At 42.7% G+C, this 25,261-nt stretch carries 22 protein-coding genes; 8 read left to right on the top strand and 14 right to left on the bottom strand.

The genetic code is table 11. The features are described from left to right. Positions 1–27: 27 nt before the first annotated feature. The 3 genes from OFO01_RS08345 to OFO01_RS08335 are packed head-to-tail and all read right to left on the bottom strand — an operon-like array spanning position 28 to position 2,196. Positions 28–756 carry a basic amino acid ABC transporter substrate-binding protein gene (locus tag OFO01_RS08345; RefSeq protein WP_270859765.1) on the bottom strand — a complete coding sequence of 243 codons (729 nt, stop codon included), beginning with the start codon at positions 754–756 and terminating at the stop codon, positions 28–30. A gap of 11 nt (positions 757–767) precedes the next feature. Further along, positions 768–1,496, bottom strand: coding sequence for an amino acid ABC transporter ATP-binding protein (locus tag OFO01_RS08340; protein WP_270859766.1), 729 nt, complete (start codon positions 1,494–1,496; stop codon positions 768–770). Continuing rightward, on the bottom strand, positions 1,489–2,196 hold the full coding sequence (locus OFO01_RS08335; RefSeq protein ID WP_270859767.1) for an amino acid ABC transporter permease: 708 nt from the start codon (positions 2,194–2,196) through the stop codon (positions 1,489–1,491). The genes OFO01_RS08340 and OFO01_RS08335 overlap by 8 nt, the downstream gene beginning before the upstream one ends. A 99-nt stretch (positions 2,197–2,295) precedes the next feature. On the opposite strand from OFO01_RS08335, the gene putP reads away from it, so the two are divergent. Both putP and OFO01_RS08325 read left to right on the top strand, forming a co-directional pair. Continuing rightward, positions 2,296–3,801, top strand: coding sequence for a sodium/proline symporter PutP (gene putP, locus OFO01_RS08330; protein ID WP_270859768.1), 1,506 nt, complete (start codon positions 2,296–2,298; stop codon positions 3,799–3,801). Beyond that, positions 3,801–4,343, top strand: a complete 543-nt coding sequence (locus tag OFO01_RS08325; RefSeq protein ID WP_270859769.1) for an HD domain-containing protein — start codon at positions 3,801–3,803, stop codon at positions 4,341–4,343. The genes putP and OFO01_RS08325 overlap by 1 nt, the downstream gene beginning before the upstream one ends. A gap of 535 nt (positions 4,344–4,878) precedes the next feature. Here the strand turns inward: OFO01_RS08325 and OFO01_RS08320 are convergent. The 10 genes from OFO01_RS08320 to aroQ form a co-directional block, all read right to left on the bottom strand. Further along, entirely contained in the window at positions 4,879–5,907 is a 1,029-nt protein-coding gene (locus tag OFO01_RS08320) for a GDSL-type esterase/lipase family protein (RefSeq protein WP_270859770.1), read from the bottom strand. Further along, complete coding sequence (locus tag OFO01_RS08315) at positions 5,900–6,982, bottom strand: SGNH/GDSL hydrolase family protein (protein WP_270859771.1); 1,083 nt, start codon at positions 6,980–6,982, stop codon at positions 5,900–5,902. Before OFO01_RS08315 ends, OFO01_RS08320 begins: the two co-directional genes overlap by 8 nt. After that, on the bottom strand, positions 6,983–8,500 hold the full coding sequence (locus OFO01_RS08310; RefSeq protein WP_270859772.1) for an MBOAT family O-acyltransferase: 1,518 nt from the start codon (positions 8,498–8,500) through the stop codon (positions 6,983–6,985). Positions 8,501–8,558: 58 nt separating this feature from the next. After that, positions 8,559–10,835, bottom strand: a complete 2,277-nt coding sequence (metE, locus tag OFO01_RS08305; protein ID WP_270859773.1) for a 5-methyltetrahydropteroyltriglutamate--homocysteine S-methyltransferase — start codon at positions 10,833–10,835, stop codon at positions 8,559–8,561. Between the two features lie 645 nt (positions 10,836–11,480). Beyond that, positions 11,481–12,512 (bottom strand): tRNA 2-thiouridine(34) synthase MnmA, encoded by a 1,032-nt coding sequence (gene mnmA, locus OFO01_RS08300; protein ID WP_270859775.1) that lies wholly within the window; start codon positions 12,510–12,512, stop codon positions 11,481–11,483. After that, positions 12,509–13,111 carry a TIGR00730 family Rossman fold protein gene (locus tag OFO01_RS08295; protein WP_270859776.1) on the bottom strand — a complete coding sequence of 201 codons (603 nt, stop codon included), beginning with the start codon at positions 13,109–13,111 and terminating at the stop codon, positions 12,509–12,511. Before OFO01_RS08295 ends, mnmA begins: the two co-directional genes overlap by 4 nt. Before the next feature lie 14 nt (positions 13,112–13,125). After that, the gene (locus tag OFO01_RS08290) at positions 13,126–13,899 is read right to left on the bottom strand and encodes a nucleotide-binding protein (RefSeq protein WP_270859777.1); all 774 of its coding nucleotides are present in this window, start codon (positions 13,897–13,899) and stop codon (positions 13,126–13,128) included. Beyond that, positions 13,896–14,414, bottom strand: a complete 519-nt coding sequence (gene folK, locus OFO01_RS08285; RefSeq protein WP_270859778.1) for a 2-amino-4-hydroxy-6-hydroxymethyldihydropteridine diphosphokinase — start codon at positions 14,412–14,414, stop codon at positions 13,896–13,898. Before folK ends, OFO01_RS08290 begins: the two co-directional genes overlap by 4 nt. Further along, positions 14,414–15,445 (bottom strand): M24 family metallopeptidase, encoded by a 1,032-nt coding sequence (locus OFO01_RS08280; protein ID WP_270859779.1) that lies wholly within the window; start codon positions 15,443–15,445, stop codon positions 14,414–14,416. Before OFO01_RS08280 ends, folK begins: the two co-directional genes overlap by 1 nt. Before the next feature lie 9 nt (positions 15,446–15,454). Continuing rightward, positions 15,455–15,922, bottom strand: a complete 468-nt coding sequence (aroQ, locus tag OFO01_RS08275) for a type II 3-dehydroquinate dehydratase (protein WP_270859780.1) — start codon at positions 15,920–15,922, stop codon at positions 15,455–15,457. Between the two features lie 121 nt (positions 15,923–16,043). On the opposite strand from aroQ, the gene mqnF reads away from it, so the two are divergent. From mqnF to luxS, 4 genes are read left to right on the top strand one after another with little or no spacing between them, the layout of a single operon-like run. Further along, positions 16,044–17,258, top strand: coding sequence for an aminofutalosine deaminase family hydrolase (gene mqnF / locus OFO01_RS08270; RefSeq protein ID WP_270859781.1), 1,215 nt, complete (start codon positions 16,044–16,046; stop codon positions 17,256–17,258). After that, positions 17,246–18,118: a signal peptide peptidase SppA gene (sppA, locus tag OFO01_RS08265; RefSeq protein ID WP_270859782.1), complete on the top strand. Its 873-nt coding sequence runs from the start codon at positions 17,246–17,248 to the stop codon at positions 18,116–18,118. The genes mqnF and sppA overlap by 13 nt, the downstream gene beginning before the upstream one ends. 13 nt (positions 18,119–18,131) lie before the next feature. After that, positions 18,132–18,287 (top strand): hypothetical protein, encoded by a 156-nt coding sequence (locus OFO01_RS08260; RefSeq protein WP_270859783.1) that lies wholly within the window; start codon positions 18,132–18,134, stop codon positions 18,285–18,287. A gap of 10 nt (positions 18,288–18,297) precedes the next feature. After that, a complete protein-coding gene (luxS, locus tag OFO01_RS08255; protein WP_270859784.1) occupies positions 18,298–18,801 on the top strand; it encodes an S-ribosylhomocysteine lyase in 504 nt (167 codons plus the stop codon). Positions 18,802–18,865: 64 nt separating this feature from the next. On the opposite strand, the gene OFO01_RS08250 is transcribed toward luxS, so the two are convergent. Continuing rightward, entirely contained in the window at positions 18,866–22,309 is a 3,444-nt protein-coding gene (locus OFO01_RS08250; protein ID WP_270859785.1) for an acyl-[ACP]--phospholipid O-acyltransferase, read from the bottom strand. Positions 22,310–22,409: 100 nt separating this feature from the next. Between OFO01_RS08250 and OFO01_RS08245 the strand changes: the two genes are divergently transcribed. Both OFO01_RS08245 and OFO01_RS08240 read left to right on the top strand, forming a co-directional pair. Next, positions 22,410–22,937, top strand: a complete 528-nt coding sequence (locus OFO01_RS08245; RefSeq protein ID WP_270859786.1) for a hypothetical protein — start codon at positions 22,410–22,412, stop codon at positions 22,935–22,937. Positions 22,938–23,157: 220 nt separating this feature from the next. After that, the coding region (locus OFO01_RS08240) for a hypothetical protein (RefSeq protein WP_270859787.1) at positions 23,158–25,261 on the top strand (2,104 nt) is incomplete at its 3' end.

Below are 25,261 nucleotides of genomic sequence, written 5' to 3'. Positions count from 1 at the left end.
AAGGCTAAATTTTGCGCCAAATTTGGATTATTTTAGGTTGTATTTTTCTAAAAGTTTGTCGTATGAGCCATCAGCCTTCATCTCGTCGATTGCTTTGTTGAATTTCTCCACAAGCTCAGGATATTTGCCCTTATCGAAAGCAAAGGCAAATCCGTCGCTTCCGTCAGACTCTCTCATAAACTCCACGATATCGTCGTTTTTCTTCAAATACTCCACGCCCACAGATGAATCCACGCAAAGCGCATCGACCTTTTTGTTTTTTACTAGTAACACGCCAGCAAAGACAGTTTCTGCTGGATTGACATCTGCGCTAGGAATTTCGCGGATTGCGTTTTCTTGGATTGTGCCAAGTTGCGCTGTTAGGCGTTTGCCTTTAAGATCGTCTTTGGTTTTTAGGCTATCGTCGTCTTTGTGTTTGATATATAAATTTTCGACTTCATAGTATGAGTTTGTGAAATCCACAGCGTTTCTTCTCTCTGCTGTCGCGCTCATACCTGATCCTGCTAGATCGATTTTACCGCTTTTTAGCGCTGGGATTAAGCCGTCAAAGCTCATATTTAAAATTTCGATTTTCAAATCGGCTCTTTTTGAAATTTCATTTACCAAATCAATATCAAATCCAGTGATAGTCGAGTTTTCATCTACAAACTCAAATGGTGGATATTCGGCGTTTGTGCCCATTACATAGACATCTTTTGCACAAGCAATTGAGCCAACCAAGCTAGCTGCCAACATAAATTTAAGAAATTTTTTCATTTCTGCTCCTTTTAATGGTTTAAAATTTTGTTTAAAAAGTCTTTTAAGCGCGGATTTTGCGGATTTTCAAAAACATTTTTAGGCGTATCATCGACTAAAATATTTCCGCCGTCCATAAAAAATATTCTATTTGCCACATTGCGCGCAAAGCCCATTTCATGGGTTACGACAAGCATTGTAATGCCCTCTTTGGCAACCTCTTTCATAAGAGCTAAAACCTCGCCTATCATCTCAGGATCTAGCGCGCTCGTAGGCTCGTCGAAAAGTATCACATCTGGGTTCATCGCTAGGCTTCTAGCGATTGCGATGCGCTGTTTTTGACCGCCTGAGAGTTTGTGCGGGAAAGCCTCCGCCTTGCTTTCCAAACCCACCTTTCGCAAAAGCTCCATTGCCTTTTCTTTGGCTTTTTCTGAGGTATAAATTCCAGCTTTTACCGGGGCTAGGGTTAAATTTTGCAAAACATTTTTATTCGCAAAAAGGTTAAAATGCTGAAAAACCATGCTGACTTTTTGGCGAATTTTATTGATATCGGTTTTTTTATCGGTAATGTCTGCGCCACCGATTTTAATACTGCCCTCGCTTGGGGTTTCGAGCAAATTTAAACATCTCAAAAATGTAGATTTTCCACTACCACTTGGTCCGATGATTGCGACAATATCGCCTTTGTTTATGGTTTTTGAAATGTTTTTCAAAACACAAAGCTCGCCATAATTTTTGCTTAAATTTGAAATTTCAATCATGTCTATTTAGCCTTGATTCTAAAATTTTAACCAAAAGCGAGAAAAATTTCACACTCGCATAATAAATCACACCCGCGAAAAGTATCGGCTGAACCGTATATAGCGAGGCTTGCAGGCTTTTTGAATAAAATGTCAAATCCGTAATCGCCACAAGTCCCACGACCGAAGTTTCTTTAAAAAGGCTGATAAATTCGTTCGCCAAAGCTGGCAAGATATTTTTTATCGCTTGCGGGAAAACAATGACTTTCATCGCCGTCGAATACGACAGACCCATAGCGCGCGCAGCCTCCATTTGACCGCGATCAACGCTGTTTATTCCACTACGAACGATCTCACAAACATAGGCTGAGCTGTTAAGACCTAACGCTACGATTGCGGCGAAAATGTTGTTTTGCCAAGTCGCAAAAACGACAAAAACAAAAATCATAAGCTGTATGATTATCGGCGTGCCACGGATGATATCGACATACTCGTCGATAATAAAATTTAAAATTTTATTATCCAAAAATTTCAAAAACGCCAAAATAAATCCCAAAACTATACCAAGCGCAATACCGCCACTTGTGAGTATCAGTGTAACACCATAAGCATTTACAAGCGCCATTTTGCGCGCGTCTGTTAAGTTATCTGGATAGCAAAAATAAATTCCTGCGCAGATGATAATCAACGAAAAAACAATCTTTAAAATTCTCTCGTTCAATCCCCAGCCTTTAAATTAAAATTTAGCCTAAAAGCATACTAAAATTTTGATAAATTTCAAGTAAATTTTGATAAAATCGCACCTTTTAAGGAGTGCAAAATGAATTATTGGATCTATGCCTCGATCGCTATGTATTTCCTAGCCCTCGTCATCATCGGCAGACACTACTACGACAAAAACGCAAGCCTGAGCGAATACCTCATCGACAATCGCAGATTAAACCCCTTTGTAACCGCACTTAGCGCAGGTGCTAGCGATATGAGCGGTTGGATGCTTCTAGGGCTTCCTGGGGCGTTTTTTGCTACTGGAATTAGCACGGTTTGGATTGCAATCGGGCTTTGTATCGGTGCGTGGTGCGCGTATAAATTTCTCGCAAAAAGGCTTAGAATTTACACCGAAGTCGCAAGCGATAGCATTACAATCCCCGATTTTTTGGAAAATCGTTTTAAGGACAAAACAAAATCTCTTCGCATAATCTCTGGGCTTTTGATTATCGTATTTTTCACACTCTATGTTTCTAGCGGAATCATCGCAGGCGGAAAGAGCTTTGAGACATTTTTCGGGCTAAATTTCGCTTACGGCGCGATTGCGACGATTTGTATCGTTGTGTTTTATACATTTTTTGGCGGATTTAAGGCCGTGGCGATAACAGACGCTTTCCAAGGCGCGTTAATGTTTATCGTGCTGATTATGATTCCAGCCTTTTCGTTTAATGCGCTACAAATCCCAGATAGTTCGAGCTTTTGGGGCGAGGTGTCAAAAATCAGTCCGTCGCATTTGGATCTGTTTGAGGGGCAAACTTTTCTTGGAATTTTAGGGCTTTTGTCATGGGGGTTTGGCTATTTTGGACAGCCTCATATCATCGTGCGATTTATGGCGATTAGAAATTCAGCCGAAATGAGTTCTGCGCGCAGAATTGGCATTTCGTGGATGGTTTTTGGACTACTTGGGGCGATGGCTAGCGGACTAATCGGCCTAGTGTATTTTCACCAAAACTCCCTCAGCATCGGTGATCCAGAGAAAATTTTCCTAGAACTTGGCAAAATTTTCTTCCACCCATTTATCCTTGGCGTGATTATTTCAGCCGTGCTGGCTGCGATTATGAGCACGATTTCTAGCCAGCTTTTGGTCAGTGCTAGCTCGGTTACGAAAGACTTCATTTTCGCATTTTATAAAAAAGAGGTCTCATCAGCCACGCAAACCCTAGTCTCCCGCCTCGCGGTCGTTTTCATCGCGGTGCTAGCTACGATTGCGGCGTTTTTGTGGGACGATAGCGTCTTAAATGTCGTCGGACACGCTTGGGCGGGCTTTGGCGCGAGTTTTGGAGCGGTGCTGCTTTTTAGCCTGTATTCTAAGCACATGAGCGCTTTAAGCGCGCTGTGTGGCATGCTAGTGGGTGGAATCACCGTCATAATCTGGATAATTGCCGATTTATCGGGCTATATTTATTCGCTACTGCCTGGATTTACATTTTCGATGATTGCCATAATGCTAGTCAATAAATACAACTCCGTGCTAGATAAAATGGCGGACGAGCCGAATCTAAGCGAAATTTCAATCGAATTTGAAAAGATGAAAGCACGAAACGAAAGCGAGAAAAAATAATGTTAAATTTGAAAATGGCAAAAGATTTAATCTCAGGCGCAATTTCGCAGCCAAATCTGCTAGCGCATTGCGAAAATGTAATGGCCGCAATGGGGGCTATGGCGGAGCATTTCGGCGAGGATAAAGAATACTGGCAAGCAATCGGCTATCTGCACGATTTCGACTACGAAAAGTTCCCAGACGAGCACCTAGCGCACACAGCTGTGCCACTTTTGGACGCTGGCGTAAATGAAGCTAGCGTGCGGGCAATACTCAGCCACGGATACGGCATTTGCACTGATGTCGAGCCAATTTCAAATTTAGAAAAAAGCCTATTTTGCGTCGATGAACTAACAGGCATAATCGATGCCTGCGCCAAAATGCGCCCAAACGGCTTTGCGGATTTAGGCGCTAGCAGTGTAATGAAAAAATTTAAAGATAAAAAATTCGCCGCCAAATGCGATAGAAGCGTGATTTTAAAGGGGTGTGAAATGCTTGGCATGGATATCAAAGAGGTCGTAGAAATCTGCATAAAAGGCATGAGAGAACTGCACCAGGCTTGATACAGCAGTGAAATTTTAAATTTCTGCAAAACACTGCTCCGAAATTTTAAATTCATAGATTGGCAAGAATTTTGCTCGCTATTGTCATTGCGAGGAGCAAAGCGACGAAGCAAAACAAGCTAGCGGTGGCGTGCGAAGCACGACAGGTTTGGACGAGCCGTAGGCGAAGTCAATCTACGAGTATAAAATTTAATGTGCGTAAATTCACTGTCATTGCGAGGCGTGATAACGCCAAAGCAATCCAGGGAAATTTAGAGCAAAATTCTACTTAAATTTAGCATTGAACGATTTTTTGAATTTAACCTGCGCCGTGAAATTCTTTGTAAGGGGGAGGGCGCGCTTTTTAGGAGACGCTACCCTCCCCCTTACCAACCCCCACCCCTGTAAAACCTTAGAAGTGGCTAAATTTAGAAAAACTTCGTTTTTCTAAATTTAGCTAGTTTTATTTTACGGAAATGCTTCGCATTTCTTTGCAATTTAGTGCAAAATTTCGGGGCAGTGTTTAAAAGGTTGCGCTAGCGGATTATGCTAAATTTTAAAATTCTATCAAATTTCGCTTCAAAAGCCTGGCTAAATTTCGCCCAAGCCTCTCGTAACCCCCAGCTTCTAGGTGGATTTCATCGGGACGGATTAGCCCCATTTTGCGCCAGCCCTCCCAGCCTCCGTCCTCGCTCATCGCCATATCAAAATCATAAAACATAAGCCCCATATCGCTGGCTAGGTGCCTTATCACGGCTGCTGCGCGCGCGGCGTTTGGCACTTTGGGGCTACGAGGCGGAGCGATGAGCAGGATTTTTGCCCTGCGCGAGCCTTTGCGAAGCGAGCGCACCAGCCCCCGCAGAGTCGCGTAAAATTTCGCCTCGTCAAAGTTGCTATCAAGGGCGTCGTTTGTGCCATAAGCGATGATAAAAAGCTCGTAATCAAGTCGCGCCAAATCCCTGATAAAGGCGTTTTTGCCCCATTTTTGATACGCGCTCGAATACGCGCCATTACTAGCGCAACTATCGGCGAAACTGCCATTTTTACGGTAAATTTTATACCCGCCAAGCTCCGCGCCCTCGCGCAAAGAGCGGATTTGCACCGGAAAAGCGAGCGTAAAGCGCGTGTATTCCCAAGAATTTCGCAAAAGATGATTTATGCGAAATTTCCGCCCATTAGCGTCGATAATCTCGAAAATTTCGCCATTTCCGCCCACTCTGTGAAGCACTTCGACCTCAAATTCGCCACTTAGCTTTTTAAGCTCAATTTGCAAGCTCGCCCCATTTCTCGCCCTTGCGATGACCCCGCATAGCGGGAAATCCGGGTCTGCGTCCCTGCGCGATGAGATAATCTCAAAGCCCTCGTTTTTAAATCTCACCGCCTCACTAGCGTGAAATTTAGGCATTAGCGGGGCGATAAAGCCCACACTATCGTCGCTTCCGCCGAAAAATTCATCTCTAAATGCCTGTATTAGCGCGTCGCTTCCAAGGTGTGAATCGCCCAAAAACTTCACCCCAAAGCCCTGCGCTAGCGCGCCACTAATGCAGAGCAAAACCGCGAAAAGCGCGCGTGCAAGGCTACTCAACGCTAATCCTTGCTAAAATTTTTTGGGTTATGATTTCACAGCCTTTTTTGCTGATGTGGATTCCGTCGTCTTGGCGAACGCGAATTTGGTTTTTGCCGTTTTTGAGATAGACCTTGTATGCGCCATTTTCGCACACAAATGGGCTTGTAGGCATGTAAATTTCGCCGAATTCTTTATTCACACTTTTATAAACTTTGTTAATCGCCTCGGTTTTTTGCTCAAATTTTGCTTCGTTCATGCACGGAAGCCCCAGCCACAGCACCTTTGCGCCGTATTTTTCGGCAGTATCGTAAATCTCCCTGACCCTGCTAGCGTAAAATTCACTCCAAACCTCGCTCCCTACGCTTCGCACAGCTCCATTAATCTTGCGCGGGTGAGTATCGTTCGCACCCAAAAACACCACCACTAGCCCGATATTTTCGTTATTTGCTAGATTTTGCGATAAAACCTGCTGCCAGTTGTGCCCCTTTTTATCGACTAGGCCGGTTGATTGCTTGCTAAGATCAAGCACTTTTAGCCCTGATTTTGGGAAAAATTTCTTAGCGCTCATACCCACATACTGCATTAGGCTATCGCCGATAAATAGGACGGTTTGACCGGCTTTAAGCGCGATTTTTTCATTAGATTTTTTCGCAAGTTTTGGCGCGAGAACAGGAGCGGTTTCGTTCGCCTCGCTAGGCTTTGGCACGCTTAAATTCGCGCTTTTGTTGTTATCAATTTTAGGCAGAGTTGTATCGGTTAGCTTAACTGCTTCGATTTTTTTCAGCTCGCGCTCGATGATTGCGTCTTTATCGCTTGGAGCGATAATGGGCGCAGTGTTACTAGCAAGCGTGTAAGTGGCTGTTTGCGGGGAGAAGCTTGCAAATTTCGCCTTCAAATTTGGCGTGAAATTTTGGATTTTTTGGCTAATGTTTGATTGTAATTCGCCCCCAAATCTCAAAGGCGAATTCGCCAAATACTCTTCCAAACCAAAATTCGAGCCAAAGCGCGAATTCGCGTAATAAATCAAGGAATTTTGCGCAAAAAAAGCTAAAATCAAAAACGCCACAACCAACGAAAACAAAAATTTAATCATCTAAAAACTCGCATAAATAAAATTTGGAATTCCACTTGGCATCAAAAGATAAATCGCGCAAAAAACCGCGCCCAAAACTACCCCTTTTAGCCAAAATGGCAATCTCTTTAAAAAGCCCTCAATTAGGCGGTTTGTAACCAAAAATTTAGGATAAATCAAAACAAAAATCAAAACAGCTAAAACTAGCAAAATTTCAAATTTGCTCTGATAAAGTGGAGATGAAATAAGAGCCGAGAAAATCGCACCAATCTCGCTAAAATCAGTGTTTGCGAAAAACACCCACGCAAAACTGACATAGATAAATGTAATTAACCTTGATAAATGCAAATTTAGCGGCTTTACTTTGCAGGCGCGTAGGCATTTTAACCACACGCACGCTAAGCCATGCAACGCCCCCCAAATGGCGAAATTTAGCCCCACTCCATGCCAAATTCCAGAGAGCAAAAACGCTAGCATTATATTAAAATTCATACGCCAAAACTTCCACACACCGCGCACTTCGACAAATTCGATTATCTCTTTTTTGGCTTTTTTCTTTTTCTTTTTCTTTGCGCCGATTTTGAGCTTTACTGGCAGTTTTTTGCCCCAGCCACAATTCCCGCCAAGCGGGATATAGATGTAATCGCGGATAAAGGTAGAAAGGCTGATATGCCACCTATCCCAAAATTGATCGATATTTCGCGCAGTATATGGCATGTGAAAGTTGCGCGGCAAAGCAAATCCAAGTGCGAGTGCTAGGGCGCGCGCAATGTCGATAAATCCGCTAAAATTCGTATAAATCACAAAAGAATAAAGCAAAATCGCCAACACAATTTTTAGCGCGCTAACCTCGCTAAAATCGTAAATATTACTAAAAATCTCACCCACAAACGGCGTAAGATGACCGCAAATGACAAAAACTTTAAAAGCGCCGATGATAAAAAGCGCGAGAATTTTATCGCCGTTTTTAAAGCTCTTTTTTTGATTAAATTGTGGCAAAACTGGATAAATTTTAGTGTATCCTTTGGAGTTTTTATGCGCGGCTGCCCTGCCTATGGGGCCCATTACCACGCTTGGGAAAAACGCCAGATAGCAAAGCAAACTCAAAAAATCCGCGCTCTCGCACTGCTTTTTGCCCACAGCCACGAGATAGGTTATCGACATAAAAGTATAGTATGAAATGCCCAGTGGCAGGGCGATTGACTCGATTGGGGAAAGTCCAAAAAAATTTGTAACAATGGCGAAAAATTCTCTAATATGGCTAAAATATTTGAAAAAACACAAAAAACAAATAGAGCCAAAAACTGCCGATAAAATGGCAGAATTGCTGGAATTTCGCTCTAAAAATTTACCCGCACTATACACAAAACACGAGTAAGCAAACAAAATCGCGCCAAATTTTGGGCTTACAGAGCAGACGAAGCCGTAACTTGCAACCAAAATTAGGATTTTTTGGATAAAGACGCTGTCTTTTTGCGACCAATACAGGGCAAAAAACAGCGTAAAAAGCAAAATAAACTCGGGCGAAAAAAATGTCATTTTGATTGATTATGAAGCGCGCAGGGCTTTGCACCGCCCTACTCGCGCCGCATTACTCCTATCCTCTTACGATTTTTACAGCTTCTACCATATTTTTTAGGCTTGGTTTTACCTCTTCCCATTTGCGAGTTTTAAGCCCGCAATCAGGATTTATCCAAAGCTGAGATTTTGGTAAAACTTCTAAAAGTGCGTTAATTTGCGCTACCATTTCTTCTACGCTTGGCACACGAGGGCTGTGTATATCATACACGCCAGGACCTACTTCTTGTTTGTAGCCAACTGATTTAAAAATTTTAAGTAGCTCGTTGCCAGAACGCGCCGTTTCTATACTGATGACATCGGCGTCCATTGCTTCAATCGTTTTGATAATATCGTTAAATTCAGAATAGCACATGTGAGTGTGAATTTGCGTCTTAGCGTCTGCGCTTGAAACTGCGAGTTTAAACGCTCCGACTGAAAATTTTTCATACTCGCCGATATTTTCGCTTCGCAAAGGATAGCCCTCTTTAAAAGCTGCCTCATCGACTTGGATTATCTTAATACCTGCAACTTGTAAATCAGAAATTTCATCACTGATTGCCAAAGCTAGTTGCTTGACAACCTCGCTTCTAGGCTTATCATCACGCACAAACGACCAGTTCATAATCGTAACTGGTCCAGTTAGCATACCCTTCATGATCTTGCTTGTTTTGCCTTGCGCGTATTTTATCCACTCTACGGTCATCGGTGCAGGGCGCGAAACATCGCCAAATAAAAGTGGCGGTTTTACGCAGCGACTGCCGTAGCTTTGCACCCAGCCGTTTGCGCTAAATGCGTAGCCTTTGAGCTGTTCGCCAAAATACTCAACCATATCATTTCGCTCAGGCTCACCATGGACTAAAATATCAAGCCCAATCTCTTCTTGAAACGCCACACACTCATCGATATAGGCTTTTATATCTTTTTCATAGGCTTCCTTGCTAATTAGCCCTTTTTTGTAGGCATTGCGAACTTGGCGAAGTTCGGTTGTTTGTGGGAAAGAGCCTATCGTCGTAGTCGGCAAATCGCCGTAAGCAAGGGCTTCGCGCTGAATTTTAATGCGATCTTCAAATTTATCACTTCGCTCAAATTTTGTTAAATTTTTCACGCGATTTTGCACTGCCGTATCGTGGATTAACGGCGAATTTAGGCGTGTTTTGGCAGATTTTTGATTTTCTTCATATTTTTTGATACCGCTGTCGCAGATTGGAATTTTGAAGAAAAGGTGGGTTAAAATGCAGACTTCTTCGAGTTTTTCACACGCAAAACTTAGCCACGATTTAATCTCAGGGTTTAGTTTTTCTTCATATTTTAGCGTAAAAGGCACATGCAAAAGCGAACACGAAGTTCCTATATAAAGGCGATCTTTGCTGACATACTGGGAGATGAATTCCAAAAATTCTAGCTTTTTATCAATGTCGCTTTTCCATATATTTCGTCCATCAATAACCCCTGCAAATAGCGTAGTTTTCGCATCTTTTAAGATTTCAAGCTCTCTTTTAATATTTTCTTTACTCGCATAGACAAAGTCTAACCCCACAGCCCAAATGCCAGTTTTCACGACTTCTTTCAACGCTTCTGTGGCATGTTCGAAATATGTCATAAATACGATTTTAATATTTGAAGCGACCGAATTTAGCTTGTTATAAACAGGTGCGATTTTTCCCGTTAGCTCCACGCCCCTATCGGTTACGAAAATCGGCTCGTCTATTTGGACGACGACTTCGCTATCAAGGGCTGAAATCTCGCTTAGAAGCTCGGCGTATTTTTCTACTAGCTCATCAAGTTTGGCTAGTGGTTCGCTTCCGTCCGTGCTTTTCGAAAGCGCTAGATAGGTTATCGGTCCGATTAAATTTATCTTTAACGCGCAACTATCCTTAAAATCATTATTTTTAGCTGCTTTGTATTCGTTTAGAATTTTATCTGCGTTTAGGCTAAATTTTGTGTTTTTGCTGATTTCAGGCACGATGTAATGGTAGTTTGTGTTAAACCATTTTGTCATTTCCATTGCCACGGCGTCTTTGTTTCCACGCGCCATCGCAAAATACTGCTCTTCGCCACTTAAATTTGCAAATCTCTCAGGCACTGCACCAAAAAGCACGCTATTATCAAGCATTAAATCATAAAATGAGAAATCATTTACGCTAATTAAGCCAGTCCAAGCATCAAGTTGGTATTTTATGTGACGATCTTTTAGTTCGTCTGCTACCTTTTCTAGTGCGCCCAGTTCGCACTTTCCTGCCCAGAAGCTTTCTAATGCTTTTTTTAATTCTCTTTGCTCACCAATGCGAGGAAAACCTGTAACATAACTTTTCATTTTTATCCTTTTTGTTTTAAAATTTTATAAATTGTATTGAGAAAAAGTCTGAATTTTGCGCCGCTAGCGCGGCATGAATATGCGTGAATAAATGATTAGCCCTAGAAAAACACCGATAATATCAAGTCGCCATGGGACAGTGCATTTATTGCTTCCTTTAAATTTCAAATTAATCTGAGCATTTTAGCCTTATTTTGCTTTGATATAGATAAAATTTTGAAATTCTAATTTCCACAAACACTGCCCCGGAATTTGCTCACCATTGTCATTGCGAGAAAACGAAGTTTTCGAAGCAATCCAGGGGAATTTAAATTTAAAATTCTACTTAAATTTAGCTTTGAACGATTTTTTAAATTTTAAGCGAAATTTGAAATTCTCTGTAAGGGGGAGGGCGCGCTTTTTAGGAGACGCTACCCTCCCCCTTACCAACCCCCACCCCTGTAAAACCTTAGAAGTGGCTAAAATTTTAAAAAGCGTTGCTTTTTAAAATTTTAGCTGACTTTATTTTTACGGAAATGCTTCGCATTTCTCGCAATGACAATGGCGAACAAATTTTGCTTGATTTGTCATTGCGAGCGAGTGTAACGAGCGAAGCAACCTACGAGTATAAAATTTCGGCGCAGTATTTTGCAAAATTTCAAAATTTTACTCAATAAACCCGCTGGCTAGCACACGGTCCTCTTCGTCGTAAAAAACCGCCAGCTGTCCCCCAGCTACACCATTTGCTGGCTGAGAGAGCGTGCCACTAACCCCGCCACGCTCATTTAGCGCGATTTTTACAGGGATTTTCGTGCTTCGATATCTAAGTTTCACGCCCAAATTTGGCGCATTTAAAATTTCATCTACGCTCACAAATGCGTTTAAATTTCGCGTCGAAAACTCGTAAGTATCGAGCTCGTCGCGCCCGCCGACGATGATTTCATTATTTTGCGCGTCGATTTTTAGCACGAAATGTGGCTCATGCGCGCCGTCTATGCGAAATCCACGCCTTTTGCCGATTGTGTAGTGCATATAGCCCTCGTGAGTGCCGATGATTTCGCCATTTGCGTTTTTTACCACGCCCGGGGTTTTGGTGTTTGTATGGCGCTGTAAAATTTCGATATATGTTTTATCCACGAAGCAAATCTCGCTACTTTCGCTTTGCGAAGCGATTTCGATGAGCTCTGGATACGCGCTGGCCTTGGCTTTGACCTCGCTTTTAAGCATTTCGCCAAGCGGGAAAATCATAGATTTTAAGGCATTTGGATTAACATTTGCCAAAAAATAGCTTTGATCTTTGCTCTCATCGCGCGCCTTTTTTAAAAGTCCATTTTCCACGCGCACATAATGCCCAGTGGCTAGGCGTTCGCAGCCGTTTTGATGGGCAAATTCCAAAAGCTTGCCAAGTTTGATTGTGCGGTTACACAGCGCGCAGGGATTGGGCGTAAGGCCGTTTTGGTATGTGCGCACAAATGGCTCATAAACCTCGCGCCTAAACTCATCTTGCAAATCCAAAATATGCGTTTTTATACCCAAAAACTCCCCTACTTTACGCACTTTTTCGATATTTTTCTCGTGATAGCCCGGCTTTTCGTGTAGCTTCATATAGCAGCCCTCGATCTCGTGCCCAGCGTCCTTTAAAAGCTTCGCGCTCATCGAGCTATCCACGCCCCCGCTTAGGGCGACCATGATTTTCAAATTTTCTCCTTTTTGATATGCTCTATTATCTCTTCTACGCTAGAACAGAGCCTAAATCCCGCCAAATCGCCCTTATCAATCGTCCCCAAAGCCAACATTGAGCTTTTGAAAAACTCCACCAAAGGGGCGTAAAATTTGGCGTCGTATAGGTAAATTTGGGCTGTTTTAAAGCCTGTTTGTTTGAGCGTCAAAACCTCAAACAGCTCGTCCATCGTCCCAAACCCGCCCGGGAAAATGACGAAAATTTCGCTATTTGCGATGAGCGCGCCTTTTCTAGGGGCAAAGGTTTTAAAATGCACATCGTGAGTCAAAAACGCATTGCTTTTTTGCTCGAAAGGAAGCTTTATGTTAAAGCCCACGCTTGGGGCTTTTGCGCGAGCAAATGCGCCTTTGTTTGCCCCGCGCATTATTCCGCCTCCTCCGCCTGTGATGACCGCATATCCCATATCAGCGAGCGCCGCGCAGAGTTTTTCTGCGTCTTTGACATATTGATTGCTCGCATTTAGCCTCGCTGAGCCAAAAATTGTAACGCCTGGTTCTATGAAATTTAGGCTATTTTTCGCCGTTCTGATATCTTGTAAAATTTCTCGTATTTGCATTGTGTGATTAAAATTTAGATTAAATTACTAAGCTTTCCTAGAAAGCCACCGAAAGCGCCACGCTTTGGCAAAGCTTCAAGCCCAAGTGCCACCAGCGTCCTGCTTACGCTATCACGAAGCGCGATACTAGCCTTGCAAAATGGGCGCGAAATGCTGAAAAGTTCCCTGTTTTGGGCGTTTATAAAGACATATTTATCATAAGGCATGAAGCCAACTAGCCCAAATTTCACCTCGCCCAAATTCTTTTGCGCCACGGATTTTAGATTTTCGAATATCCCCACAGCCTCGTCCTCGCAAGAGGCGAAATTCATCAAAAACAAAATCTCTTTTTGTGGCAAATTTAGTGATTTCAAAAACGCGTAAGTGTTGCTGATAGCGCAGGGTTCGTTCGCGCACACCACAATCGGCTCGGTGTCAAATTCTACTAATTTTTTCGCATAATCTAGCGAAGCGTCGATTAAGATGAAATCAAACATATCCGCGCCAAGCGTTGCGCCCAAAAAGCTCTCTATCGCGCCATCTTCGCTCAAAAACACGCCGTCATTTGGCGCAATCAGCGTCAAATTTGGCAAAATTTTAAGCCCCTTGGCCTGAGAGTTTGCGAAAACAAAAATTTGGTTTTTGTCGATTTTAGCGTTTAAGATTATCTCTTGGTTATTGAAATTTGGCACTTCTAGCACAGCCACAGCGTATCCTGCGTTAGCTAAAATTTGAGCGAAATTCGCCACAATCTGGCTCTTGCCAACTCCCCCTTTTGCGCTTAGAAATGTTAGAATTTTATTTTTCATACCAAACCTTTTTCAATCATACTTCCAAGTGGGTAAATCACGCTTATGCGCTCTGCTGCGCCCCTGTGTGGCACGATTAAGCGCTCGTTTTGCCTAACTTTCGCGCTAGAATACAAAATGTCAATGTCTAGCGTGCGCGGGGCGTTTTTGAAGCTTCGTTTGCGCCCAAATTTAAGCTCGATTTTTTGCATAGTTTTTAGCATTAAATTCGGCGCGAGCGAGCTTTGCACGCATAGCGTAGCGTTTAAAAAATTGCTCTGCTCTAAAAACCCAAATGGCTTATTTTCTAAAATTTGCGACGAAGCGCAAACGAAAAAATTCGGATTTTTTTGTAGCAGGTGATACACACGCTCAAAGCGCGCCCTGCTGTCGCCGATGTTTCCGCCAAGCCCTAAAATATAGCAAAATTTAAAATTCTCTTTTTTGGCGAATTTGCGCGGGAAATTCCGGCTTTTTATCACTCGCACGGCCTCATTTAGCCTTAAAAATCCGTTTTTTTGCGCTAGAATTTGCATTATTCGCTCATAACCTCGCAACCATTTTTTGTCACGATTACAGTATCTTCGATCCTCACGCCAAACTCGCCTTGCAAATAAATCCCAGGCTCTATGCTAAAAATCATACCTTCCTCTAAAATGGCCTTCGAGCGCGGGCTAATAATCGGCAGTTCATGGATATCCACGCCCACGCCGTGCCCCGTAGAGTGCAAAAACTGCGCCCCAAAGCCCTCGCTTGCGATATAATCTCGCGCGATTTTATCTATTTCGCGCGCAGCGACACCGGGTTTTACGGCGTTTATAGCGCGTTTTTGAGCTTCTTTGACAATGGCGTAAATTTTATCTTTTTTCGTATCGCCAAAATTTTGATTTTTGCTAAAATTTATTCCCTCTTGTGCGCTAAATTTCGCCGTTCTTGTGCGATCCGAGCAGTAGTTTTTATACCTCACCCCAGCGTCCAATAAAAGCAAATCGCCGTCTTTTAGCCTCTCGTCGCTAGGCAGAGCGTGAGCCTTGGCGGCGTTTTGGTTAATCGCCACAATCGGCTCGAAGCTAAGGGCTAAATTTCCGCTATCTTTGAAAATCAAAGTCGCGTTATAAAATAGCTCTTTTTCGCTCATACCAAGCCCATTTTCGCTCACAAATTTGGCAAATTCATCAAATTTTTGCGCGCCGATTTTAGCCGCAGTGCGCAAGATTTCAAGCTCATTTTCGCTTTTTATCGTGCGGCGAATTTGGCTAAAATTTAGCTTTGGGATAAAGCGCGTCCTTAAATTTTTACTTAATGCGTTAAATGCGCCAAAACTAAAATCATTAGGATCAAAAATCACAGCCCGCACCTTGTAAGAGCGCAAAATTTTACGCGCAGAAAGGGTTAAATCCGAGCTTTGCACGATTTGCGCATTTTTGGCTAACTCGCTAGCTTCAAGGCTGTATCTAGCGTCTGTGATAAAAAACCGCGCGCCATTAAGGGCTAGAAATATGCAGTTATCGCACGCATATCCACACTCCCAAAATACGGCGTTAGTATCCCTTAAAATGTAGTTCATCTGCTTTGATTACGCCTCTTTTTTCGCCTCTTTTGCAGCCTTGATTTGCTCGAAAATTTGAAGCATACCAATCATCGCTAAATGATATCCCACAGGGCCAAAGCCGATGATTTGACCAGCTGTAACAGGGGCTATCATTGATTTTTCGCGGAATTCTTCTCTGCGGTTGATGTTTGAGATATGCACCTCGATCGTAGGCAACGCCACAGCCATAAGCGCGTCTCTCATAGCGATTGATGAGTGAGTGTAGGCGGCTGGGTTGATGATGATTCCATCGCATGTGCCGTAGCACTCTTGGATTTTATCGACTAGCTCGCCTTCGAAATTGCTTTGGAAAAACTCGATTTCTACGCCACTTTGCTCTGCTACGACTTGCATTTGTCTGTGGATATCTTCCATTTTCATACGGCCGTAAATTCCTGGCTCGCGTAGTCCTAGAAGGTTGATATTTGGTCCTTGGATTACCATAATTTTCATTTTTTGTCCTTTTTAAAAAAATTTAATCGCTCATTATAGCCAAATATTGCTTATTTTTGACTATCTTAAATTTTTACTAATTTATTGTAAAATATTTCATCACAAATCACAAGGATTAATTATGAAAATTTTAAAGGCGAAGTGGATTTTAACCTGCGATGAAAAATTTAAAATTCACCGCGATAAAGCCGTAGTTTTCGACGAAAAAATAGAAGAAATTTTAAAACCAAATGAAGCTAGGGAAAAATACCCCGAGGCTGAATTTATCGATTGCGGAAGCGATATCGCTATGCCAGCGTTTATCAACACTCACACGCATTTAGAATTTAGCGCGAACCGCACGCACCTAATCTACGGCGATTTCGTAAAATGGGTCGCCTCTATCGTAAATGCCAGAGAAGAGCTCTCTAAACAGGCCTTAGAAACGATAATCGAAAAAGAAATTTTAACCATGATGAAATCAGGCGTGGCTACAATCGGAGAAATTTCTAGCTTTGGCACAGAGGCTCAAATTTGCGCCAAATCGCCTGCGCGCTTCGTGTTTTTCAACGAAATTTTAGGCGCGGATAAAAACACAATCGACGCAAATATAGATAAATTTAGCGAGCGCTTCACAAGGTCTGCTGAGCTTGTAAGCGATCTGTTTATCCCGGCAGTTTCGGTGCATGCGCCATACTCCACACACCCAGAAATCACGAAATTTGCCACTGATTTTGCCCGCGATAACGAGCTTTTGATGAGTTCGCATTTCATGGAGAGCAACCACGAGCGCGACTGGCTCAAACACGGCAAGGGCGCGTTTAAAGAGTGGCTTGGGGCGTTTTTGCCAAACCCAAAACCATTTTATTCGCCAAAAAGCTATATCGAGTATTTCAAGGGCGTGCGCACGCTCTTTACGCACTGTGTCTTTGCAGATCTCAAACTTTTTGATAAAAAACTCCACTCTATAACGCACTGCGCGGTCTCAAACCGCCTTTTAGGCAGAGATAGATTAAAGCTAACTAGCGTTATCAAAAACAGCTATTTATTTTCTATCGGCACAGACGGGCTAAGCTCGAATATCAGCCTAAATTTCCTCGACGAGCTTAGGGCAAATCTCTTTGTGCATGATGGATTGGAGCTTAGCAAGCTTGCGCGCGAACTTTTGCTAGGCGCGACAAACCGCGCGGCAAAATCGCTGGATCTAAATTTAGGCGAACTAAGCAGTGGCAAAATCGCAGATATTGCCGTATTTGGGGGATTTGAGTGCGATGAGAGCCAGCTAGCGTTACAGCTGATTTTACAGAGTAAAAACGCAAAATCACTATATATCAAAGGCAAAAAATGCAATTTCTAAAAAACCTTTTTACGCCCATTTTAGCGGTGCTTGGCTTTATAAATAAATATTTTAAATCAATGATATTTTTACTCATTGTATTTTTGATTTTTAGCGGGGATAAGAGCGCGCAAAGTCCAAATGCAAATTTAGCCACGATAAATTTGACTGGCGCGATTATGGACGATAGCCAAATTTTAGAAAACATCAAAGAAATCGAAAAAAATGGCGCAATCAAGGGCGTTTTGCTCATTATTGATAGCCCAGGCGGTGCGCTTAGTCCGAGCGTAGAAATCTCACAAGCGATAAAATCCCTAAACGCCAAAAAGCCAGTCGTAGCATACGCCAAGGGCACAATGGCGAGCGGAAGCTATCTTAGTGGCGTGTGGGCTAGTAAAATTTACGCAAACCCAGGCTCGTTTATCGGCTCAATCGGCGTGATTATGCAAGGGCTTGATGTTTCGAATTTAACCGAAAAAATCGGCATTAGCGAGCAGGTCGTAAAGGCTGGGGAATTTAAAGAGGCTGGAACCATGATGAGGCCGTGGAGCGAGGCTGAGAGAGAAAGTCTGCAAAGCCTAGTAAATCAAAGCTACGAGCTGTTTGCGCGCGAAGTGGCAAGTGCGAGAAAGCTTAAATTCGACGAGCGCGAAATTTGGGCGAACGCTAGGGTATTTTTAAGCGCGCAGGCCAAAAAACTAGGCCTAATCGACGAGGTCGGCTCACTGCAAAGCGCCAAAACAGCGTGCGAAAAGCTAAGTGGCGTATCAAATCCAATCTGGCTAGAACCAAGCCCGTATGAAAAAATGCTAAATAAACTCGCCACGCAGGGCTCTGCGATGATTTATAATCTTGCTGGCGCGCGTTTAATGGCATTTTAAGGGCTTTTTGCTCATGCTGATAATTCGCAAGATAATTTTCGCGGTTTTGATTTTTATGGCTATCGTTACGACCGCGGTGTTTTCGATGTTTGTTTATAATGTCTTTTTCTCTGACGAGAAAAGCCCTAGCGAAATTTTATTTGAAAAAAAAGAAATCAAACGACTTTAAAGGAGAAAAAATGCCACTACTTGATAGTTTTTTAGTAGATCATACCAAGATGAAAGCCCCTGGCGTGCGACTTGCCAAAAAAATGACCACAAAGGGCGGTGATAGGATTTGCGTTTTTGATTTGCGATTTTGCAGGCCAAATTTAGAGATTATGAGCGAGCGCGCCACACACACGCTCGAACACCTTTTTGCGGGCTTTATGAGAGCGCATTTAAACAGCGCCGATGTCGAAATCATCGACATTTCGCCAATGGGGTGCAGGACTGGATTTTATATGAGTTTAATCGGCGAACCGCGCGAAGAGGAGATAATCTGCGCATGGAAGAGCTCTATGCGCGATGTGCTAGCGGTAAAATGCCAAAGCGACATACCAGAGCTGAATAAATTTCAGTGTGGCACCTGCGAAATGCACTCTTTGCAAGGCGCCAAGCAAATCGCACAAAATGTGCTAAACAAGGGCATTTGCGTCATCAAAAACGACGAAATCAAACTTGATCTATCTTTGGTGAAGTAAATTTCACTCGCAATGGCAGTAAATTTGCTTAATCTGTCATTGCGAGGATTTGCCCAGTAAAATTTTAAATTCCCATATCCTCTGCCATTTTTTTCACAGCTTTAAAATCCACCTTGCCGCTGCCTAAAATCGGTATTTCACCCACTTTTTTTACCACACTTGGCTGCATTATCGGGGCTAAATTTGCACCCTTTATCATCTGCGAAATTTCATCTTCGCTAAATTCGGCGCTGTATAGTAGCGCGATTTTCTCGCCCTTTTTCTCATCGGCCAAATTTACGCACGAAAAGCTAACCGTAGAGCCCAAAATTTCGCCTATCGCCCCCTCTACTGCGCCCAGACTTATCATCTCGCCACCGATTTTTGCGAAGCGCGAAAGGCGGTCTGTGATAAACAAAAACCCGTCATCGTCGCAGTATCCGATATCGCCGCTGTTATAATACCTCACGCCGTCGATTTCGATAATCGCGCGCGCCGTGCGCTCTGGCTCGTCGTAGTAGCATTTCATCACCTGCGCCCCGCCGATTAGGATTAGCCCTGCTTCGCCGTTTCCAAGCTCAGCGAAATTCGCGGGATCGACGATTTTTATTATCGTGCCAGCTAGTGGCAAACCCACGCTTTTTTCGCGGTTGAATACAAGTTCCTTGAAAAAATCAGGCTCTAAAATATTTGGCGTATTTACGCTCACCACAGGTGCAGTCTCAGTGGTGCCGTATCCTTCGTAGATATCCACGCCAAATTTGACCTTAAAGTCCTTTTTCACGCTCTCGCTCAGTTTTTCAGCACCTGCGATTGCAAGGCGCAAATTTCGCAACATTAGCGGATTTAGGCGTTTGTTTTTGGCATAAAGTCTAAAAAATGTCGAGGTTCCAAACATAATCGACGCGCCGTATTTCGCGCTCATTTTGCCCACACAAAACGCGTCTGTCGGATCTGGGACATGTATGCTTAAAAGTCCGTCATTTAGCGGAAATAGCGTCGTAACGGTTAGTCCAAAGCAGTGAAAAATCGGCAAGGACGCCAAAAGCGCGTCTTCGCCCGTGGCATTTACGAGTTCGGAGATTTGGCGCACATTTGCCATTATGTTTTTGTGCGTGAGCACCACGCCTTTTGGGCGCCCCTCACTTCCACTGCTAAATAAAATCGTAGCCTCATCGTCGATTGCGTGTGGCGCGATATACAAAACCTCGAATAAAAATTTCGGCATCAAAAGAGCCTTTATCGCCGTGGCTATGCGCTCTTTGCGCGTGATATCTGCGCCGATATCCTCCAAATAAACTAATCTCTCGCCAAGGCTACTTTCTAGCTCAAATCCGCGCGATTTTAGCTTTTCGACAAATTTTTTCGAGCTGATTATGGTGCGCAAATTCGCCTTTGTAGCGCAATACACGAGATTTTCTTCGCTTAAAGTGTAGTTGAGATTTACGCTGATTTTGCCCATGGCTAAAATCGTCAAATTTATCGCACTTGCAATCACGGAGCTAGGCAGGATTATGCCTATGTTTTTTTCATTTCCTATGCGCGGTGCTAGGCGCTTTTGAAACATTATTAGCGCGCTCATCATCGCTAAATTTGTAAATTTTACCCCTGTGCTATCGACCGCGATAGTTTTAAATGGCGAAATTTTCGCCTGATTTAGCCAGTTATACGCGAGTGGATCAAGCGAGCTAAGGTATTTTTCCCAGCTAAAAAACGATAGTTCGCGCACAGCCTTTTTGACCTCGTGCGCTTTGGCGTTTATATCTAGTGGCGCACCAAAACTCACCCTCAAAGCGTGCGTGCCAAGCTTGGAAATTGTTTTTTTGTAATGTTCGCTAGCCCTCGAAAATGTCGAACCCCAAAGCCCACGGATATAAAACGGCACTATCACGGCATTTGCGCCCTTTGCAGCGTGCTCAAATCCCGCTTGAAACTCATCAATTCTGCCGTTGTAGCTGATGTGCCCTTCTGGGAAAAGCCCTACCACTTCGCCAGCGTTTAAGGCTTCTTTTATCGCGCCAAGCGCACTTTTGCTGACCCCTGCGCCGATTGGAATTACACCAAAAATTTTCAAAAACCACTTCAAATACCACAGCTCATAATAGCTTCTATGCATTACAAATCGCACAGCGCGCGGGCAGGCAAGCTGCACGACCGCCCAATCAATCCAGCTAATGTGATTTCCAAGTAGCAAAACTCCGCCACTTTGCGGGATATTTTCTAGCCCATCGACGCGGACTTTATATCCAAATTTCAAAAACGGCAAAAGCAAAATTCGCATAAAAAGGTGCGGCAGGTATCTAGCGCTAAAAATTCCGCAGATTAGCACGCACAGCGCGCACATTACAAAGATTTCGCCACTATACACGGCAAAATTTACTAGAATTATGGCGATTATCAAAAACAGCACCATAAAGATATTTTGGATAAAATTTGACCCCGCTAGCACGCGCCCCATGCGCTCATCGCGGGTAAAAAACTGAATATTCGCATTAAGTGGCACGATAAAAATTCCACCGCTAAATCCGAAAAATAGCGACGCCAAAGATAGCGTAAAAGCCGAGTGCGCGTTTGCCAAAATCATCAGCGCAAGTCCTAGTCCAAACGCGCCAAATGGCACGATTCCTAGCTCGATATGTTTTTTGCAGTAGCTTCCTGCAAACACCGCTCCCAGCGCGATTCCGATCGCACTTAGAGCTAGGATAACTTGGATAATCATCACATTATCATTTCCGCTAATGGCCTTAAAATGCGCCGGAAATGTCGCAATCACGAGCTGTGAAACAGCCCAAAACATCGAAAGTCCAAGCGTGCAGAGCAAGATATTTTTATCCGAGGTTACAAATTTTAAATTTTGCCTTAGATACTCAAATTTTGCGAATTTTGCAAACTCAAATTTCGCCTCAGGTTCGCTAGCGTCAAAATATGGAATTTTATAGGCGAAATACGCCTCCACCATAGAGCCAGCCACGAGCAAAAGCCCTATAAACCACACCGAGCGTAAAAGCTCGCCTGCGCCTGCGCCTTGCTTTGCGAAACTTTCGAAAATCACAGAAAACACAAGCGATGAGAGCAAAATCGCGATTATGGTTAGAGCCTGCACTGCGCCGTTTGCCGCGCCTAAATTTTTCGCTCCGACGATTTTTTTGATTAGGCCGTATTTCGCGGGCGAGTATATCGCGCTTTGCGCAGCTAAAAGAATTGTCATAAAAAATGCGAAATAAAACCACCCGCAAATGTATCCAAGCGTGATTAGTGCGCACAGCCCCACGCCAAGCAGGGCGCAAGCGCGAGTGATTTTCGTGCGCGAGAATTTGTCGTTTAAAAAGCCAGAAGTGCTAAATAAAAAAATATATGGAAGCAAGATTAGCATATTTACTAGCGCGGTCAGGGCAATGAGCGTGTCGCCCGAAAAGCTCTTGACTAGGACATTTTGGATAGTGATTTTGTGCGCGAGATCGACGCTGGCGTTGATAAACATTATTATCATAAAGGGCAAAAATCCGCTGATTTTGAGTAAATTTTTCATAATTTTTCCTTGAATTTGCGCGAATTTTAGCCTTTTAAATTTAACATAGAAAATTTAAGCCGAATTTGATAAAATGCGCCAAAATTTATCAAGGAAAATTATGCAAGTAACTATCACCGAGCGCGATGTGAGCGCACTTAACAAATTTATGCTTCTTCACAGTAAAAAAGCAAAAAAACAAAAAATCGTCAGCACCTATGCGATCGCCTTTGAGTTTTTGATCTTTGGTATCATCATCGACGGACTTTTCAAAACAGCCCCGATTGCAAGCGTCGCTTCGCTAATCATGGGCGCGCTGTGGCTGGTGTTTTTCCCTAAATTTTATCGCAAAATGCTTCGCAAACATATCGCAAACGCCGAAAATATCGAGCCTTCGAGCGTGGTGATGAATTTTTTGTGGAGTGAGAGTGAGATTAGCTTCGCTAATGGCGAAGCCAGTGCGAGCGAGAAGTTCGCTACTAGCGATTTAAACCGCATAGCTAGGAGTGGCGAAAACTATTTTTTGGGGTTTGAGCGTGGATTTCATATAGTTTTGCCTTACACCGAAGATACTGCGCGCGAAGTGGAAAATTTGGCTAAATTTCGAAATTTAGCAATCGAAAGCGTGGATTTAAATCAGAAAATTTGATTTTGCGTTGTCAGTGCTTCGCTTCCTTGCAATGACAATAGCGAGCGATTTATTTAATTTGTCATTGCGAGAATTTGCGCTTAATCCGCGCCCAAAGCGCCTAATTTGTCAAATTTTTAAAAAAATGCAAAAATTCCCATAAATTCTTTAAATTTTACCGCTTTTTTCTGTAATTTAAGTTATAATTTCAGCTATTTATAAAATTTCAAAGGAGTTTGAGATGAAAGCATTAAACAAAAGCAGAGGAAGTATCGTCTTAGCTGCGATTTTATTCGCCGTAGGCGGAGTTGGCATTGCAGATGCAGTTGGCATTGAAGGGGCAACATTAGAAACTTACAAAAAGCCTGATAATACGAACGGTTATAGATATGTTGGAGTTAATTCTAGTGGAGAAGCAATTACTAATGAAGCAAAAGTTACTATTAGCGGAAGCGGTAACAATTATAACACAGACAAAAGCAAAATTATTTACGGCGGATATTCAGAACAAGCAGGAAATCTTTCAAATAATAGTGTATATGTCACAAATGTAACAGCATCGTTACTAAAAACAAACTCGATACAAGTCGCTTATAGTAATCCATCTAGCGGATCAAGACAACTCAATCACAATTTGGCTGAAATAACAAATGTAACTCATACTGGTTCTAACATCGGTATATGGTCAGCTAGGGCTGAAAATGCTAGCCCCGGTATTACTAATTACAATACAACGGTAATAAAGAATTCAGAGATTTCTCATGGTAATTTAAGAGGGGCTATAACATACGCAAACAAAGGCGAGGCAAGCTATAATACACTCTTTGTCAAAGATAGCACACTGTATGGTGCAGGCAGTGCTTATAGCATAACAGGTGCAATGGTTCAAGAAGATTTTCTACAAAATGCTAGCGATATAGGCACTGCGAGCTATAATCAGCTCATCTATGACGGAGTTACGACATATACTGACACAAATAAAAACTCTACTTCTAAATATCTATTTGGTGGTGCAGCAAAACTAGGCGAAGCAAACAATAACCGAATATATGTAAGAGATTTAAATAAAAATGCTGCTGATAGCGTTAAAATACAAACAAATGTCGTAGGCGGTGGAACTTGGAGAAATGATTCAGGTGGTGCAGAAGGAAATATAGCTGTTGTAGCTGGTGATAGCAAAATCGCAAATGTCTATGGTGGTGCAGTAGGATTTGATACTGGTGGCGGTGCTACAATCGGCGAGTCAAATGGTACAAAAAACAACTTAGTCATTTTGGATTTATCGAATAATGGAATAATTAAAGAAAATGTATATGGCGGATATATATCCGATACGACTAACGCAGATACGACAGGCAATGCCGTATATGTCCTATCTGGCGCAGTAGAGGGAAGCATAATCGGCGGTAATAGCAAGAAAGAAAATGTCAGCAACACTCTAATCCTAGGCAAAGATAAAGATAATCTTGGCGTTATCAAAGTGGGCGGGATTAGTGGATTTGATACTTTGCAGTTTAACGCATTTACTCACGGTGATACTGCCGATAAAGCCACCCTTACGCTAACAAATCCTCAAATCGGAGCTGATTTAGACGGCGTGGCGATAAATGTATTAAAAGGGAATGCTAGTGACGAGACGGTCGAAGTAAAAGTCGATGGCGGTGGGGAAAACGCTATAACAAATTTAACCAAAAACGCTATCAAATACGGCACAAATTTAGATAAAATCGCCATTATCACAGGTGGTGCACAGGCTAATAATGACATAGAAGAGACGCTAACAAGATCTCGCACAGATGAAGAATATCAGGCAAAATACGGCATAGGCGATACTTTTAGTTATACTTACGATGTAATCGACCTTAATAAAGAAAAAAATAAAAAATTCTATCTAATCAAATCAGCCACGAGTTTGCAAAATATTATCCCTGATCCAAATAATAATATTAATGGAATAGATATCAACTGGCAAAACAAAGAACACAGTGGCGAAACGCTAGCAAACGGCGCAAAGATAGTCGATGCGTTTCAACCAGATCAAATTTACAAAATTTTAAATTCCACAAAATACACCAGAAATTTACGCGGTATATATTTGGAAAACAATGATGAAAACCTCTATTTCACAGGCACAGATGAAATAACAGAAGAGTGGAACGATCCTAAATTTGACACGAACGAATTTGCCAAATTTAACCAGCCTTCGAATACAGGAAATCATGTTTATGTCGAAACCAATATTCAAACTGGTGATTTAGTCGGTAAAACAATTTACGGCGGATATAGCGACAGTGATGATTCTACTAAAAATAGTGTTGAAAACAACAACATCTATCTTAATAAAA

Origin of the sequence: Campylobacter sp. JMF_01 NE2 (genome assembly GCF_027737365.1) — a bacterium.
Taxonomy (GTDB): domain Bacteria; phylum Campylobacterota; class Campylobacteria; order Campylobacterales; family Campylobacteraceae; genus Campylobacter_B.
The sequence above is the reverse complement of the archived record's forward strand: the minus strand, read 5'-3'. Positions and strand labels throughout refer to the sequence as shown.